This is a genomic window from Pseudoduganella sp. UC29_71, from assembly GCF_042693265.1.
Classification (GTDB): Bacteria; Pseudomonadota; Gammaproteobacteria; order Burkholderiales; family Burkholderiaceae_D; genus Rugamonas.
In genome coordinates, this window is the sequence record NZ_CP170549.1 from 4,781,966 (window position 1) to 4,796,882 (window position 14,917).

The window sequence follows — 14,917 nt, forward strand, 5'->3', positions numbered from 1 at the left end:
CACGCACCAATGACGACTTACGCCCCGATCTACACCGCGCCCGAGCGCGTTACCGAAGCGCTGCGCAGCGAAGGCTACGCCCTGCTGCACCCCGAAGACGTGGCCGCGCTGGCCGGCACCACGCTGGCGGCGCTCAACGCGCTGGTGCCGAGCTGGGACAGCCTGGCGCTGGACAACTACCTGAAGGACGGCGGCCGCTACCGGCGCCGCCGCCATTCCTGCTTCATCCAGCAGGACGGCACGCTGACCCAGACCGCGCACCGCGCCCACTGGCAGCCGCTGGAATACAACGCCCTGCACGGCGGCATGCACCGCCTGTTCGAGCCCATGCAGCCGGACACCGTGGCGCAGCCGGCCTGGCGCCAGTTGCTGGCCGCCGTGGGCGACGCCTGCTCGGCTGCGCGTTCGCCGCAACCCTGGTACATCGAGGCGCACCAGTTCCGCATCGACACCACCGACGGCATCGGCCGCCCCACCCCGGAAGGCGCGCACCGCGACGGCGTGGACTACGTGGCCGTGCTGCTGATCGGCCGCCACGGCATCAAGGGCGGGGAGACTCGCATTTTTGAAGCCGATGGCCCGAACGGCAAGCGCTTTACCATGACCGAGCCATGGACCATGCTGCTGCTGGACGACGCCACCGTCATCCACGAATCCACGCCCATCCAGCCGCTCGGTGAACACGGCCACCGCGACACGCTGGTGCTGACCTACCGCGCGGGCCAGTTCCAGGGCGCGCAGCCCTAGCGCGCCGCCCCCCGGCACCACTGGGAATGAAAATTCCCAGTTCGATAGTTAAATCCTTTATAGTTACCCAAGAGACAGCAGCGCTTGAAAAACAATTTTTGGAGGCAGTCCGTGGACTCCAGCTACGAGATCGAACCGGATGAAATCGAGATCCTCATCGTCGAGGACAGCCCTACCCAGGCCGAACGGCTGCGCCGCCTGATCCAGTCGGTGCGCTACAAGGCGCGCGTGGCTGCCAACGGCAGGCTGGCACTGGAGGCCATCCGCGAGCGCAAGCCGCACCTGGTGCTGTCCGACATCGTGATGCCCGAGATGGACGGCTATGAGCTGTGCCGCGCCATCAAGACCGACAGCGCGCTGCGCGACATCCCGGTGATCCTGGTGACCTCGCTGACCGATCCGAAGGACATCATCCGCGGCATCGAGTGCGGCGCGGACAATTTCATCCGCAAGCCCTACGCCGAAGACTACCTGCTGAACCGCATCGGCCACATGCTGGTGAACCAGAAGCTGCGCCGCAACCAGAACATGGAAGTGGGCATTGCGCTCTACCTGGGCGACCAGAAGCACTTCATCAACGCCGAACGCCAGCAGATCCTGGACCTGCTGATCTCCACCTACGAGCAGGCGGTGCAGGTCAACAGCGAACTGCAGGCGCGCGAGCGCCAGGTGATCGAGCTCAATATGCGCCTGGCGCACCACGCGGGCGAGCTGGAAACCATCAACCGCGAAATCGCGCTGAAGAACCTGGAGCTGGCCGAGGCGAGCCGCATGAAGTCGGCCTTCATCGCCAATATGTCGCACGAATTGCGCACGCCGCTGAACGCCATCATCGGCTTCACCGGGGCGCTGCTGATGAAGCTACCCGGCCCGCTGACCGGCGAGCAGGACAAGCAGCTCAACACCATCCGCAACAGCGCGCGCCATTTGCTCTCGCTGATCAACGACATCCTGGACGTGGCCAAGATCGAAGCGGGCAAGGTCACGCTGTCGGTCGAGCCCATCCAGTGCCAGAACCTGATCGCCGAAGTGGCCGACACGCTGCGCCCGCTGGCCCAGCAAAAAGGCCTGGCGCTGGAAGTGGAGCTGGCGCCGCAGCCGGTCATGCTGGAGACCGACCGCCGCGCGCTGACGCAGATCCTGATCAACCTGGCCAACAACGCCATCAAGTTCACCGAGAAAGGCACGGTGCGCATCACGCTGAGCCAGCGCGCCGACGCCGACGGCATGGTGACCGAGTTCGCCGTGGCCGACAGCGGCGCCGGTATCCGCGAGGAAGACCAGGCCAAGCTGTTCCAGGCCTTCTCCCAGCTTGACTCCACCTCCACCCGCCATGCCGAAGGCGCGGGCCTGGGGCTGTACCTGTGCCAGAACCTGGCCAACCTGATCGGCGGTTCGCTGTTCTTCAGCAGCGATTTCGGACACGGCAGCACCTTTACGCTGGCGATGAAGAGCAAAAAATAAACGGCCCGGCCGGGCAAGGGAGCGGTATGGCGGCACGCGTCCTCATCATTGAAGACAACCAGGCCAATATGGAGCTGATGTGCTACCTGCTGGCCGCTTTCGGCCACGAGCCGCTCAGCGCCAGCGACGGCGTGCAGGGCGTGGCGGCGGCGCGCGCACAGCGGCCCGACCTGATCATCTGCGACATCCACCTGCCCCGCCTGGACGGCTACGGCGTGGTGGCGCAGCTCAAGGCCGATCCGGCCACCGCCGCCGTCCCGGTGCTGGCCGCCAGCGCGCTGCCCGTGTCCGACGGCGGCGACGCGCTGCGCGCGGCGGGCTTCGACGGCCACCTGCCCAAGTCACTCGAACCGGACACGCTGATCCCGTCGATAGAAAGCTTCCTGCCTGCGGCGCTGCGCGGCCTGGCCCCGCCCACCGCCGGCGACCAGGACAGCGCCGCGCCGTCCGCGCCGGAAGTGCCGCGCGCCCGCGTGCTGCTGCTGGACGCCGCGCCCGACGGCGGCGGCCTGGTGGCCAGCATCCTGGTCCACTACGGCTACACGCTGACGGTGGCGGCGGACGCCGAACAGGCGGCCCATTGCGCGCGGCAGCAATTCGACCTGCTGCTGTGCGACGCGGACACCACGCAAGCCCGCCATACCGCCTTTCTGCCGGGCGTGCTGGAACACTGCCGTGGCGCGTGGGCCGGCGTGCCGCTGGTGCTGATCACCGCCGACGATGGCGATCCGGTGGACGGCCTGCTGCCGCCAGGACTGCTGCCCGCGCTGCGCCTGGCGCACCCGCTGGAGCCCCAGCAACTGGCCGACGCGCTAGAGGCGTGCATGCATGCCAGCACAAAGGCGGTGGCGTAAGCGCCAAAGTGGATAGTTAGACATCGTATTTATACGGTATTGCACTGCAACAAAAACGCGCCTATAGTGGAACTGTCTCCTCCAAGCGTTCTCCGAACATTGGATTCAGCCCGCGCCAGTCGCGGGCTTTTTTTTGTCCGGATTTTTGACCAAGGAGCACCAAATCAGCACCACCGACAAGACTGACCCGGCCGCGCTGCCGCTGTGCGACCTTGTGATGAAGGGCGGTATCAGCAGCGGCATCGTGTATCCCAAGCTGATTGCGCGGCTGGCGCGCGGCTACGCCTTCAAGAACATCGGCGGCACCTCGGCCGGCGCCATCGCCGCCGCCGCCTGCGCCGCGGCCGAATGCGGCCGCCAGAGCGGACGCCAGCCGGCCGCCTTCGCCACGCTGGCGGGGCTGCCCGAGGAACTGCAGGCGCAGGAGCGCGGCCGCTCGCGGCTGGCGCGCCTGTTCCAGCCCACGCCGGCGCTGCACGACCATTTCGAGCAAGCCATGCGCCTGATCGCGGCGCAGGACAAGCCGCGCGTCGTGCTGTCCATGCTCGGCGCGCTGGTCCACTGGCAGGTCGCGGCAGGCGCCGCGCTGCTGCTGATAGGGCCGCTGGTCATGCTGGCCACCCACCTCACGCTGCTGCGCAGCGCCGCCACCGCCTTCGCCATCCTCGGCACCGCCGCCGGCGCCGCCTGGCTCACCCACCGCGCCTTCGCCCTGCTGCCCGCCCCCAAGCCCCGCGCCGCCCCAGCCACCGGCCCGGCCACCGCTCCGGTGTCCGCGCCCGAGGCCGGACGCCGGCTGGCCAGCCTGCCGCCTGCCGTGCTGCGCCTGGCCGCCGAAGTCGTGTGCGCGGGCGCTGCGGCGGCGCTGGTGCTGGCCATCGCCATCGCGGGACTGCCCGCCCACGCCGGCCCGCTCAACATCGGCTTGCAGCTGCCCTTCCTGCTGCTGGTGCCGCTTTGCCTCGGCTGCGGCTTCGGCTGGGGCCTGTGGTGCTGGACCAGCGCGCTGCTGCGCGGCCTGCACGTCAACTACTACGGCATCTGCAGCGGCCGCAGCACCGGCAGCGAATCGGTCACCGCGCTCACCGACTGGCTGGCCGCCTACCTGAACCAGCTGGCCGGCCTGCCTCCCGGCGAACCGCTCACCTTCGGCCACCTGTGGGGTCCGCAGCACGACAACGCCCCCGGCCAGCGCGCCATCAACCTGGAAGTGGTGACCACGGCGCTCAGCCAGCAAATGCCCTACGCCCTGCCGTTCCGCGACAACGCCGGCGCCTTCTACTTCCACCCCGGCGAATGGTCGCAGCTGTTCCCGCAAAACGTGATGGACTGGCTGCTGCAGCAAGCTCCCGAGCCGCCGCTCGAACACGCGGTCACCGCGCCGGACGGCAGCCAGCTGGTGCGCCTGCCCAACAACGCCCAGCTGCCGGTGGTGGTGGCGGTGCGCATGAGCCTCAGCTTCCCACTGCTGCTGTCCGCCGTGCCGCTGTACGCGCGCGACTTCACCGACGACGGCAAGCTGAAACGCGTGTGGTTCTCGGACGGCGGCATCTCCAGCAACATGCCGCTGCACTTCTTCGACACGCTGCTGCCCGAGCACCCCACCTTCGCCATCAACCTGAAGGAAGCGCATCCCAAGTACCCGATCGGGGACGCCGCCCAGTGCGGCCTGGATGGCCGCGTCTATCTGCCCGACGACAACAGCCGCGGCATGCAGCGGTACTGGCCGCCGTCCAGCGACGCCACGCCGGCCGGCCTGTTCCGCTTCCTGGCCAACATCTTCACCACCATGCAGAACTGGCGCGACGAGATCCTGTTCCCCTACCCGGGCTACCGCGACCGCATCGTCCAGATCAGTTTGCGGCCAGGCGAAGGCGGACTGAATCTCAACATGCCGAAGGAAGCCGTGGAGCGCCTGGGCGACGCGGGCGCCTGCGCGGCCGAGATGCTGTACCGGCGCTTCCATCCGCAGGGCGGAGGCAACGGCTGGGACAATCATGAGCAGGTGCAGGTGCTGTCGGTGCTGGGCAACCTGGAGCAGCTGGCGCGCCAGGCCAGCGCACCCGGGGCGGCGGCGCGCTGGCGCGCGGCGGCGATCCGCAGCCGCCTGAACACCCCGGAAAAGGCGCTGGCCGCCGAGTTGCTGAAAGACCTGGCCGCCATGGGCGCGCATGTCAGCGCCACCGGCGCCAGCGTGGCGGACAAGATGTACCGCCCACGGCCGGTGATGAAGCTCTCGCCTAGCCTGTGACGGCGCCCGGCGGGTTACGCGGCTGCGCCGCTAACCCGCCCTACCTGCCGGCGCAATCGTCAACCGCAAACACGTAACCCGTCATTCATTACATGCCGCGCAATCGTAAACGTAAACACGTAGGGCGGGTTAGCGCGCAGCGCGTAACCCGCCAATCACGCGCGCAACAGGCGGAAACCTGAAGCCACGGCCGGCATGCGCGGGAACACCCGCGCCAGCTGGCTGTCGTTCAGCCGCAGGTGGCGCTCGGCGATATGCGCCAGCACGGTGCGAAAGTCGGTGGTCACCGGCAGGTCCCGCCCTTCGTTGAGCTGCCCGTCCCCCACGCCCTGCCAGTCCCCCAGCACCTTGCCGCCGGCCACGCCGCCGCCCAGCACCCACATCACATTGCCATGCCCGTGGTCCGTGCCGCCGTTGCCGTTCTCGCGCGCCGTGCGCCCGAACTCCGACATCACCACGATCGTGGTGTCCGCAAACATCGGCCCCAGCCTCTGCGCCAGCAGCGCCAGTCCCTGCCCCAGCGGCGCCAGACGGTTGGCCAACTGCCCCGTGCCCGCCCCCTGGCTCGCGTGCGTGTCCCAGCCGCCCAGCGCAAAGAACGCCAGCTGCACATTGGGGTCGTTGCGCATCAGGACCGCCAGCCGCGCCGCGTCGTCCGGGAAACCGTTCGGCAGCGGCGCGCCGCCGTCCGCCGCCACCGCCTCGGCCATGGTGGCCGCCATCACCTCCTTGTGCGCCTCGCGCCCGTCCTGGTAGACCTTGCCGTAGCGCGCATGGCCCATGTAAAGCTGGTCGAACGCCGCCGCCAGCTGCGGCCGGTCCAGCGCGCCGGCCTTGCCCGCCGCCGCGCCATTGGCGATGTTGATGGCAGGCGCCTGCCCCGCCAGGATGCGCGGCATGGTCGGCCCCACGCTCACGGCCCGCGTCGGCGTGGAAGTGCCGGGCAGGTTGGCGATCAGGCGATTCATCCAGCCGTCCGGCGTGCTCTTTACGCCCGGCGTGGCGGACTCCATGTAGTCCTGCGCATCGAAGTGGGAGCGCGTGATGTCCGGCGAGCCGCTGGCGTGCACGAAGGCCAGCTTCTTCTCGCGCCACAGCGGCATCAGCGGCGCCAGCGCGGGATGCAGGCCGAAGTAGCCATCCAGGTCCAGCGCGCCGTTGTCCTGGTCCGGCGCGGCCAGCGCGATGGTGGGACGCAGCCGCGCGTAGTTCGCGTCGGCTATGGGCGCCACCACGTTCATGCCATCCACCGCGCCACGCAGCATGATGACGATCAGCTTGCGGTCGGTGGCGCCGCCGGCCGGCGACAAGCCCGGCGCGGCACCGCCAGCGCCCGTGCCGGCGCCCTGCGCGGCGGTTGCGGCCCACGCGTGGCGGCCCAATGGAATCATCAGCCCGGCGCCGGCGGCGAAGGCGTTGAGAAAGTCTCTGCGTTGCATGGCTGCTCCTCCAGCGCCTAGCGCTGCATAAAATCGGGACTGCCAAGCAGCATGGCAGTGCGTATCTTCTGCGGGCTGCTGGCCACGATGCCCTGCGTGCGCGCCGACACCGAATCGCCCAGTGCCGCCTGCACCACCGCCGGGTCCACGCCCTGCGCCAGCGTGGCCGCGTAGCCGATGCGCCGGCTCAGCGCATCCGGGTTGAGCCACGCGGCCTGTGTGTTCTTGTAGCCGTCCGGCGTCTGGCAGCCGTACAGCGGCATCCCCAGGCGGTCCAGCGCGCCCATCACCGGCTTCACCTCCGCCAGCGGTGCATTGCCGGCGCGCGCCGCCGAAATCACGAACTGGTAAGGCGTCTTGAACTTGGCGCCCTGCGCCTCGGGCGACATGAACTCGTCGCTGGCGAACAGCGTCTTCAGCACCGAACGGATGTCGCCCTTGCTGGCCAGCCAGGTCTGCGCCATGCGCTCCACCAGCGCCGGCGGCGGCTCGTCCGCCACGAAGTACTGCGCCAGCTTGTAGCTGATGTGATGCGCCGTGGCCGGATGCACGGCTAGCACGTCCAGCGCATACTCGCCCTCGGACTGGCCCTGCGGCTTGACCACGCGGCCCAGCCACTGCTTGTCGCCGTTGTCATGGCGCTTGGGATCGAAGCGGAAAGTCTCGTTGCGCGCTACCAGCTGGCGCGGCGCGAAGGTCCAGCCGGTGAGCATGCGCGCCAGCTCCGTCACGTCCTTCTGCGTATAGCCCTTGTCCGCGCCCAGCGTGTGCAGCTCCATCAGCTCGCGCGCATAGTTCTCGTTCAGGCCGCCGGCCTTGGACAGGTAGTTATCCAGGTAGAACAGCATGGCCGGATGCTTGGCCGTGGCGCCCAGCATGTCGCGGAAAGACCCGAATACGTAAGGCCTGATCGCGTCGCGCTCATAGCTGGCCACCAGCGGCCGCACCTGCCCCTTGCCGGAGAAGACGTTGAAATGGTTGAACCAGAAATCGACCATCACCTCTTCCAGTTGGCGCGGGCTGGCCACCGCACGCGCGATGCGCGCCTCGGCTGCCTGAGTCGTGATGCGGCCCAGCACTTCGCGCCGCATGGCCTTGGCGCCCTCGGTCTCGTCCTTCACCATGTCGCGAACGGCCAGGAAGTCGCCCAGCACTTCGCCGCTGCTGCGCTGCACCGTGTCCAGCGCAGCCAGGCGCTCGTTAAGCGCGGCCGGCAGCTCCAGCGATTCCGGATAGAGCTGGCTGTCGATGTAGCGCGCCACGCCCATCTGCGTCACGCGCTCGATGTCGCCGGGCGCGGGGCCGTAGGCCAGCCGGTTCAGCACGTGCACGGCGGCGGCCTGGCCGCTCAATGGCGCGTTCGGCGCAGCCTGCGCGGCCCAGGATGACGCCAGCAGCAAAATCATTGGTGCAAACCAGCGGGCAGCTCTCATGTTTGGCCTCGTTGATGTCGTTATAGCTATGACTTTATACCAGCACGCCGGGCGCCTCCACACTGCCGTGTATCGACTGTAAGCAGTTGTTACAACTTTCATGCAACCTAATCAAACGACCGATTAAGTTATATCAATTGTTTGAGTTATGTGATTAAATGGCGCGATGAACGATAAGATAAAGACAAAAAAATCCCGCGCCGACGGCGAGCAATCGCGCGAGCGCCTGCTCGCCGCCGCCATGCGCCTGTTCGCCGAGCAGGGCTACTCGCGCGCCTCCACCCGCGAGATCGCGCTGGCGGCCGGAGTAAACGTGGCCGCCATCAGCTACTACTTCGGCGACAAGGCCGGTCTGTACAAAGCCGCCTTCACCGCCATGTCGCCCGCCCCGGCCGACAACATCGCCATGTTCGACCAGCCCCACTTCACGCTGCGCGAATCGCTGCAGGGCTTTTTCCGGCAGATGCTGGCGCCGCTGCTCGAAGGCGACATGATGGAGCTGTGCATGCGTCTGTGGTTCCGCGAAATGCTGGAACCGACCGGCATCTGGGCCAACGAGATTGAAAACGGCATCCGCCCCGAGCAGGACGCCTTCAGCCGCGTGCTGGCGCGCCACCTCGGCCAGCCGGCGCCGGACGACGAAACACACCGTCTTGCCTTCAGCATCGCCTCCATGGCGCTGATGCTGATGATGGCGGGCGATGTCGTCAAGACCATCAGGCCGCAACTGATGGCCGGACCGGAAGCCATCGCCACCTGGACCGAACGCCTGTGCGACTACGCCACGGCATTGATAGAAGCAGAAAAAATCCGCATCAAGGAAAAAACAGCATGAAGAAAAACCGGCACCAACCCGTGCGGACGATGAGAATGGCGACGGCCACGGCACCCGCAAGGGCAGTGGCAGTGGCAGTGGCGATGGCGCTGGCCCTCGGCGGCTGCGCCCTGAACGCGCCCCCGGCCAGGGTGGACGCGGCCGTGCCGCAGCAGTGGCAGGCGCCGCTGCCGCACAACGGCAGCCTGACCGACCTGAATAACTGGTGGCAGAACCAGGGCGACCCGCTGCTGGTGCAGCTGATAGACGCGGCGCAGGCGGCCAGTCCCACGCTTGCCTCGGCCCGCTCGCGCATCGCCCAGTCCCGCGCCGAGCGCGTGGCGGCCGGCGCCGCGCTGGCGCCGTCGCTGGACCTGGCCGGCAGCGTGGCGCGCCAGAACCAGCAATCGTCCATCCCCACCGGCACCACCAGCCAGGTGGCGCTGCAAGCCTCGTGGGAGATCGACGTGTTCGGCGGCGGCCGCGCCGCCCGCAACGCGGCCGAAGCCCGCTTCAACGGCGCCAACGCGGGCTGGCACGAAGCGCGCGTCTCGGTGGCGGCAGAAACGGCCAACCAGTACTACGGCCTGCGCGCCTGCGAGCAGCTGCTCAAGGTGGCGCTGCAGGACGCCGGATCGCGCGCCTACAGCTCGCGCCTGACGGAGTTGAGCAGCAAGGCCGGCTTCGTGTCGCCGTCGGACGCCGCGCTGGCGCGCGCCAGCGCGGCCGACGGCCGCAACCGCGCCAGCGCGCAGCGCGCCGCCTGCGACATCGGCGTGAAATCGCTGGTGGCCCTCACCGCCATCGGCGAGCCTGAGCTGCGCGCAAAACTGGCCGCGGCAGCCGTGGTGCCGGCCCCCGCCATCGCCATCGCCACGCTGCCGGCGCAAACCCTGAGCCAGCGGCCCGACGTCTACACCGCAGAACAGGAAGTGGCCGCCGCCAGCTTCGAAGTGCGCGGCGCGCAGGCGCAGCGCTACCCTCGCCTGTCCCTGTCCGGCTCCGTGGGCGCGGCCAATTTCCGCAGCGGCGGCGAGAACACCCAGCTCGACACCTGGACCCTGGGGCCGCTGGCCATCTCGGTGCCGGTGTTCGACGCCGGCCGCCGCCGCGCCAACGTGGACGCCGCGCAGGCGCGCTACGAACTGGCCGTGAGCCAGTACCGGGGCAGCGTGCGCAAGGCGGTAGCCGAAGTGGAACAAGCCATGGTCACCCTGAACAGCACCGCCGAACGCGCGGGCGACGCCGAGATTTCGCTGCAGGGCTACCGGGTGGCCTTCACCGCCATCGAAGACCGCTACAAGAACGGCATGGCCAGCCTGCTGGAGCTGGAAGACGCGCGCCGCAGCCGCCTGGCGGCGGAAAACACCGTGGTCAACCTGCAGCAGGAACGCAGCAACGCCTGGGTGGCGCTGTACCGCGCCGCCGGCGGCGGCTGGAGCGCTCCAGCCGATACGAACAACCAATAATGACATCCCATACCATGAACAAATACGTGCTCAAACCACTCGCCTTGATCCTGCTGGCCGCCTTTGCGCTGCATGCGCCGCTGTCGATGGCCGACGATAAGAAGGACAAGGACGCCAAGGACGCGCCCAAGGCCGCCCTCACCGTCACCACCGCCAAGCCCTCCGCCGCGCGCCTGCCCATCACGCTCACCGCCAACGGCAACGTCACCGCCTGGCAGGAAGCGAGCATCGGCAGCGAATCGAACGGCCTGCGCCTGACCGACGTGAAGGTCAACGTCGGCGACGTGGTGCGCAAGGGCGAAGTGCTGGCCACCTTCTCGGCCGATACCGTCAACGCCGACCTGGCCCAGGCCCGCGCCGCCGTGATGGAAGCCGAAGCCAACGCCGCCGAAGCGGAAGCCAATGCCGCGCGCGCCCGCTCGCTGGAAACCACCGGCGCGCTGAGCGCCCAGCAGATCAGCCAGTACATGACCGCCGAGCAGACCGGCAAGGCGCGCATCGCCTCCGCCAAGGCCGCGCTGGCGACCCAGCAGCTGCGCCTGAAATACACCCAGGTGGTGGCGCCGGACAGCGGCGTCATCTCGGCCCGCACCGCCACCGTCGGCGCGGTGGTGGGCGCCGGCACGGAACTGTTCCGCATGATCCGCCAGGGCCGCCTCGAATGGCGCGCCGAAGTGACGGCGGCCGACCTGCCCCGGATCAAGCCCGGCGCCAGCGCCGTGGTGAAAGCGGCCAACGGCGCCGAACTGACCGGCAAGGTGCGCATGGTGGCGCCCACCATCGACCCGCAAAGCCGCTACGCGCTGGTGTACGTGGATCTGCCCGCGCCCAAGGGCGCTGAAGCGAATGCCTTCAAGGCCGGCATGTTCGCCAGCGGCCGCTTCGAGTTGGGCGCCTCGGACGCCATGACCGTGCCGCAGCAGGCCGTGGCCGTGCGCGACGGCTTCAGCTACGTGTTCCGCCTGAACCCGGACAAGCGCGTCAGCCGCATCAAGGTGCAGACCGGGCGCCGCCTGTCCGACCGCATCGAAATCCTGGGCGGCATCGACGCCGGCACGCAAGTGGTGGTGAGCGGCGCGGGCTTCCTCAACGACGGCGACCTGGTGCACAACGTGGCCGCGATTGCCCCGCCACCGGCTCCCACGCCCGCCCAGGCCGCCGCCAAAGCGGCCAAGGCCAAGTAAGGAGCCGCAGTGAACTTCTCCTCCCTATCGATCAAGAATCCCATCCCGGCGATCATGCTGTTCGCCCTGCTGACCTTAGCCGGTCTGCTGGCCTACCGCGCCAACCCGGTGCAGGACTTCCCCGACATCCAGCTGCCCATCGTCACCGTCAGCGCCTCGCTGCCCGGCGCCGCGCCGGCCCAGCTGGAAACCGAAGTGGCGCGCAAGATCGAAGACTCGGTCGCCACGCTGCAAGGCATCAAGAACATCTACACCAAGGTTTTGGACGGCAACGCCACCGTGACCGTGGAGTTCATCCTCGAGAAGAACATCTCGGACGCCGTCAACGAAGTGCGCGACGCCGTGGCGCAAGTGCGCGCCGACATGCCGGGCGAACTGCGCGACCCCGTGGTCAGCAAAGTGACCACCGCCGGGCGCGCCGTGCTCACCTTCACCGCCGCCTCCAAGGCCGATACCGGCCGCCCGCTGGACGACCAGGAACTGAGCTGGTTCGTGGACAACGACGTGTCCAAGAAGCTGCTCAGCGTACCGGGCGTGGGCGCGGTCAAGCGCGTGGGCGGCGTGTCGCGCGAGATCCGCGTGGAGCTGGACGACGGCCGCATGGCCGCGCTCAAGGTGTCCGCGCTGGACGTCTCGCGCCAACTGCGCCAGGTGCAGAAGGAAGCGCCGGGCGGACGAGGCGACGTGAGCGGCGCCGAGCAGTCGGTGCGCACCATCGGCACCGTGCAGACCGCCGCCGCGCTGGGCGCGATGGACATCCCGCTGCCGGACGGCCGCCACGTGCGCCTGGACCAGGTGGCCACCGTGAGCGACACCGTGGCCGAGCCGCGCGCCGTGGCCGAGCAGGACGGCAAGCGCGTGGTCGGCTTCGAGATCCTGCGCACCAAGGGCGCCAGCGAAACCCAGGTGGCCGGCGACGTGCAGAAAGCCATCACCGAACTGCGCGCCAGCTACCCCAACATCGAACTGAAACAGTCCATCGACAACGCCTTCCCGGTCGAGGAAAATTTCGAAGGCTCGATGGAGCTGCTGTACGAAGGCGCGCTGCTGGCCGTACTGGTGGTGTGGTGGTTCCTGCGCGACTGGCGCGCCACGCTGGTGGCCGCCGCAGCGCTGCCGCTGTCGGTGCTGCCGGCCTTCCTCGGCATGTACTGGTTCGGCTACACCCTCAACACCGTCACCCTGCTGTCGCTGGCCCTGGTGGTGGGCGTGCTGGTGGACGACGCCATCGTGGAAATCGAAAACATCTCGCGCCACCTGCGCATGGGGAAAACTCCGATGGAAGCGGCCATGGAAGCGGCCGACGAAATCGGCATGGCGGTCATCGCCACCACCTTCGCGCTGGTGGCCGTGTTCCTGCCCACCGCCTTCATGGGCGGCGTGCCCGGCCTGTTCTTCAAGCAGTTCGGCTGGACCGCCGTGCTGGCCGTGCTGGCCTCGCTGGTGGTGGCGCGCCTGCTCACGCCGATGATGGCGGCCTACCTGATGAAACCCGTGGCGCACCGCGACGAGGAAGACGGCTGGATCATGACGCGCTACATCACGCTGATGCGCTGGTGCCTGCGCCACCGCCACATCACCGCCATCGCGTCGGGCGTCTTCTTCGTCGGCTCCATCATGCTGGTGCCGCTGCTGCCGACCGGCTTCGTGCCGCCGGCCGACCGCGCCCAGACCAACGTCAACATCGAGCTGCCGCCCGGCTCCACGCTGGCCGAAACGCGCGCCATCGCCGAACAGACCCGGCTGGCCGTGATGCAAGTGAAAGGCATCACCGGCGTGTTCAGCTCCATCGGCGGCGGCTCCAGCGGCGACGCCTTCGCCCCCGGCGCGGCAGCCGAAGCGCGGCGCGCCGTGCTGACCCTGACCACCGTGCACCGCACCGACCGCAAGGAGTCGCTGCCGGACCTGGAAACCCAGATCCGCGCCAAGCTGGACAACATCCCCGGCGCCCGCTTCAACGTCGGCCCGCCCGACACCGGCGTCAAGATGCAGCTGGTGCTGCGCAGCGAAGACCCGATCGCGCTGACCGAAGCCGCGCAAAAAGTGGAGCGCGAACTGCGCACCATGAAAGGCATCGGCAACGTCAGCTCCAGCGCCTCGCTGGTGCGGCCCGAGATCATCGTGCGGCCCGACTTCGCGCGCGCCGCCGACCAGGGCGTGACCGCCAACGCCATCGGCGAAACGGTGCGCGTGGCCACCGCCGGCGACTACGACTTCGACCTGACCAAGATGAACCTGCCCGAGCGCCAGGTGCCGATCCGCGTCAAGCTGCCGGACGCCGTGCGCGCCGACCTGGACGCCATCGGCCGCCTCACCGTGCCCGGCAAGAACGGCCCTGTGCTGCTCTCCACCGTGGCCGGCATCAGCATGGAATCCGGCCCCGCGCAGATCGACCGCCTGAACCGCAGCCGCAACGTCACGCTGGATGTGGAACTGGGCAGCCGCACGCTGGGCGAACTGAATGAAGAAGCGCGCGCGCTGCCGTCGATGAAGAACCTGCCGCCGTCGGTGAAGATCGCCGAACTGGGCGACGCGCAGGAGATGGCGGCGCTGTTCGCCAGCTTCGGCCTGGCCATGCTGATCGGCGTGATCTGCATCTACTGCGTGCTGGTGCTGCTGTTCAAGGACTTCATGCAGCCGGTGACGATTTTGGCCGCGCTGCCGCTGTCGATCGGCGGCGCCTTCGTGGCGCTGCTCATCACGCGCAACGCGCTGTCGATGCCATCGATGATAGGCCTGATCATGCTGATGGGGATCGTCACCAAGAACTCCATCCTGCTGGTGGACTACGCCATCCTGGCGCGCCAGGCCGGCATGAACCGCTTCGACGCGCTGGTGGACGCCTGCCACAAGCGCAGCCGGCCCATCCTGATGACCACCATCGCCATGGGCGCCGGCATGATGCCGCTGGCGCTGGGCTGGGGCGCCGACCCCAGCTTCCGCTCGCCGATGGCCATTGCCGTGATCGGCGGCCTGATCACCTCCACGCTGCTCAGTTTGCTCGTGGTGCCGGCCGTGTTCACCTACATCGACGACCTGGAAGGCCTGCTCAAGCGCCTGCGCGACAAGCTGCGCCGCCACAAGCCCGCCGCAGCAGCCCCCGCCCCCGCCCCCGCCGCGACGGCCACCGAAATCGGCAAATAAAATATGGGGTCAGGGTTAATTAAAAAACTAACCCTGACCCCATTTTCAACGCAACTCTTTCCCCTCATCTAAATGGGGTCAGGGTTAATATTTCGCACAGTGAAAAATGGGGTCAGGG

At 68.4% G+C, this 14,917-nt stretch carries 10 protein-coding genes; 8 read left to right on the forward strand and 2 right to left on the reverse strand.

Annotated features, from left to right (window positions below; all coding sequences use genetic code 11):
- The first annotated feature begins 9 nt into the window (after nt 1–9).
- The 4 genes from ACFJI2_RS21215 (at nt 10) to ACFJI2_RS21230 (ending at nt 5,316) form a co-directional block, all read left to right on the forward strand.
- Nucleotides 10–747 (forward strand): 2OG-Fe dioxygenase family protein, encoded by a 738-nt coding sequence (locus ACFJI2_RS21215; protein WP_377701764.1) that lies wholly within the window; start codon nt 10–12, stop codon nt 745–747.
- Between the two features lie 111 nt (nt 748–858).
- Entirely contained in the window at nt 859–2,211 is a 1,353-nt protein-coding gene (locus ACFJI2_RS21220; RefSeq protein WP_377701765.1) for a hybrid sensor histidine kinase/response regulator, read from the forward strand.
- A gap of 26 nt (nt 2,212–2,237) precedes the next feature.
- The gene (locus ACFJI2_RS21225) at nt 2,238–3,065 is read left to right on the forward strand and encodes a response regulator (RefSeq protein ID WP_377701766.1); all 828 of its coding nucleotides are present in this window, start codon (nt 2,238–2,240) and stop codon (nt 3,063–3,065) included.
- A gap of 145 nt (nt 3,066–3,210) precedes the next feature.
- A complete protein-coding gene (locus ACFJI2_RS21230; protein WP_377701767.1) occupies nt 3,211–5,316 on the forward strand; it encodes a patatin-like phospholipase family protein in 2,106 nt (701 codons plus the stop codon).
- A gap of 155 nt (nt 5,317–5,471) precedes the next feature.
- Here ACFJI2_RS21230 and ACFJI2_RS21235 read toward each other — a convergent pair whose 3' ends face one another.
- Nucleotides 5,472–6,755 carry a DUF1501 domain-containing protein gene (locus tag ACFJI2_RS21235; protein WP_377701768.1) on the reverse strand — a complete coding sequence of 428 codons (1,284 nt, stop codon included), beginning with the start codon at nt 6,753–6,755 and terminating at the stop codon, nt 5,472–5,474.
- 17 nt (nt 6,756–6,772) lie between these two features.
- Entirely contained in the window at nt 6,773–8,161 is a 1,389-nt protein-coding gene (locus ACFJI2_RS21240; RefSeq protein WP_377701769.1) for a DUF1800 domain-containing protein, read from the reverse strand.
- A 193-nt stretch (nt 8,162–8,354) separates the two neighbouring features.
- Between ACFJI2_RS21240 and ACFJI2_RS21245 the strand changes: the two genes are divergently transcribed.
- The 4 genes from ACFJI2_RS21245 to ACFJI2_RS21260 are packed head-to-tail and all read left to right on the forward strand — an operon-like array spanning nt 8,355 to nt 14,799.
- A complete protein-coding gene (locus ACFJI2_RS21245) occupies nt 8,355–9,023 on the forward strand; it encodes a CerR family C-terminal domain-containing protein (RefSeq protein ID WP_377701770.1) in 669 nt (222 codons plus the stop codon).
- Between the two features lie 35 nt (nt 9,024–9,058).
- On the forward strand, nt 9,059–10,471 hold the full coding sequence (locus ACFJI2_RS21250; protein WP_377701771.1) for an efflux transporter outer membrane subunit: 1,413 nt from the start codon (nt 9,059–9,061) through the stop codon (nt 10,469–10,471).
- Nucleotides 10,471–11,655 (forward strand): efflux RND transporter periplasmic adaptor subunit, encoded by a 1,185-nt coding sequence (locus tag ACFJI2_RS21255; RefSeq protein WP_377701772.1) that lies wholly within the window; start codon nt 10,471–10,473, stop codon nt 11,653–11,655. Before ACFJI2_RS21250 ends, ACFJI2_RS21255 begins: the two co-directional genes overlap by 1 nt.
- Nucleotides 11,656–11,664: 9 nt before the next feature.
- Complete coding sequence (locus ACFJI2_RS21260) at nt 11,665–14,799, forward strand: efflux RND transporter permease subunit (protein WP_377701773.1); 3,135 nt, start codon at nt 11,665–11,667, stop codon at nt 14,797–14,799.
- Nucleotides 14,800–14,917 lie beyond the last annotated feature (118 nt).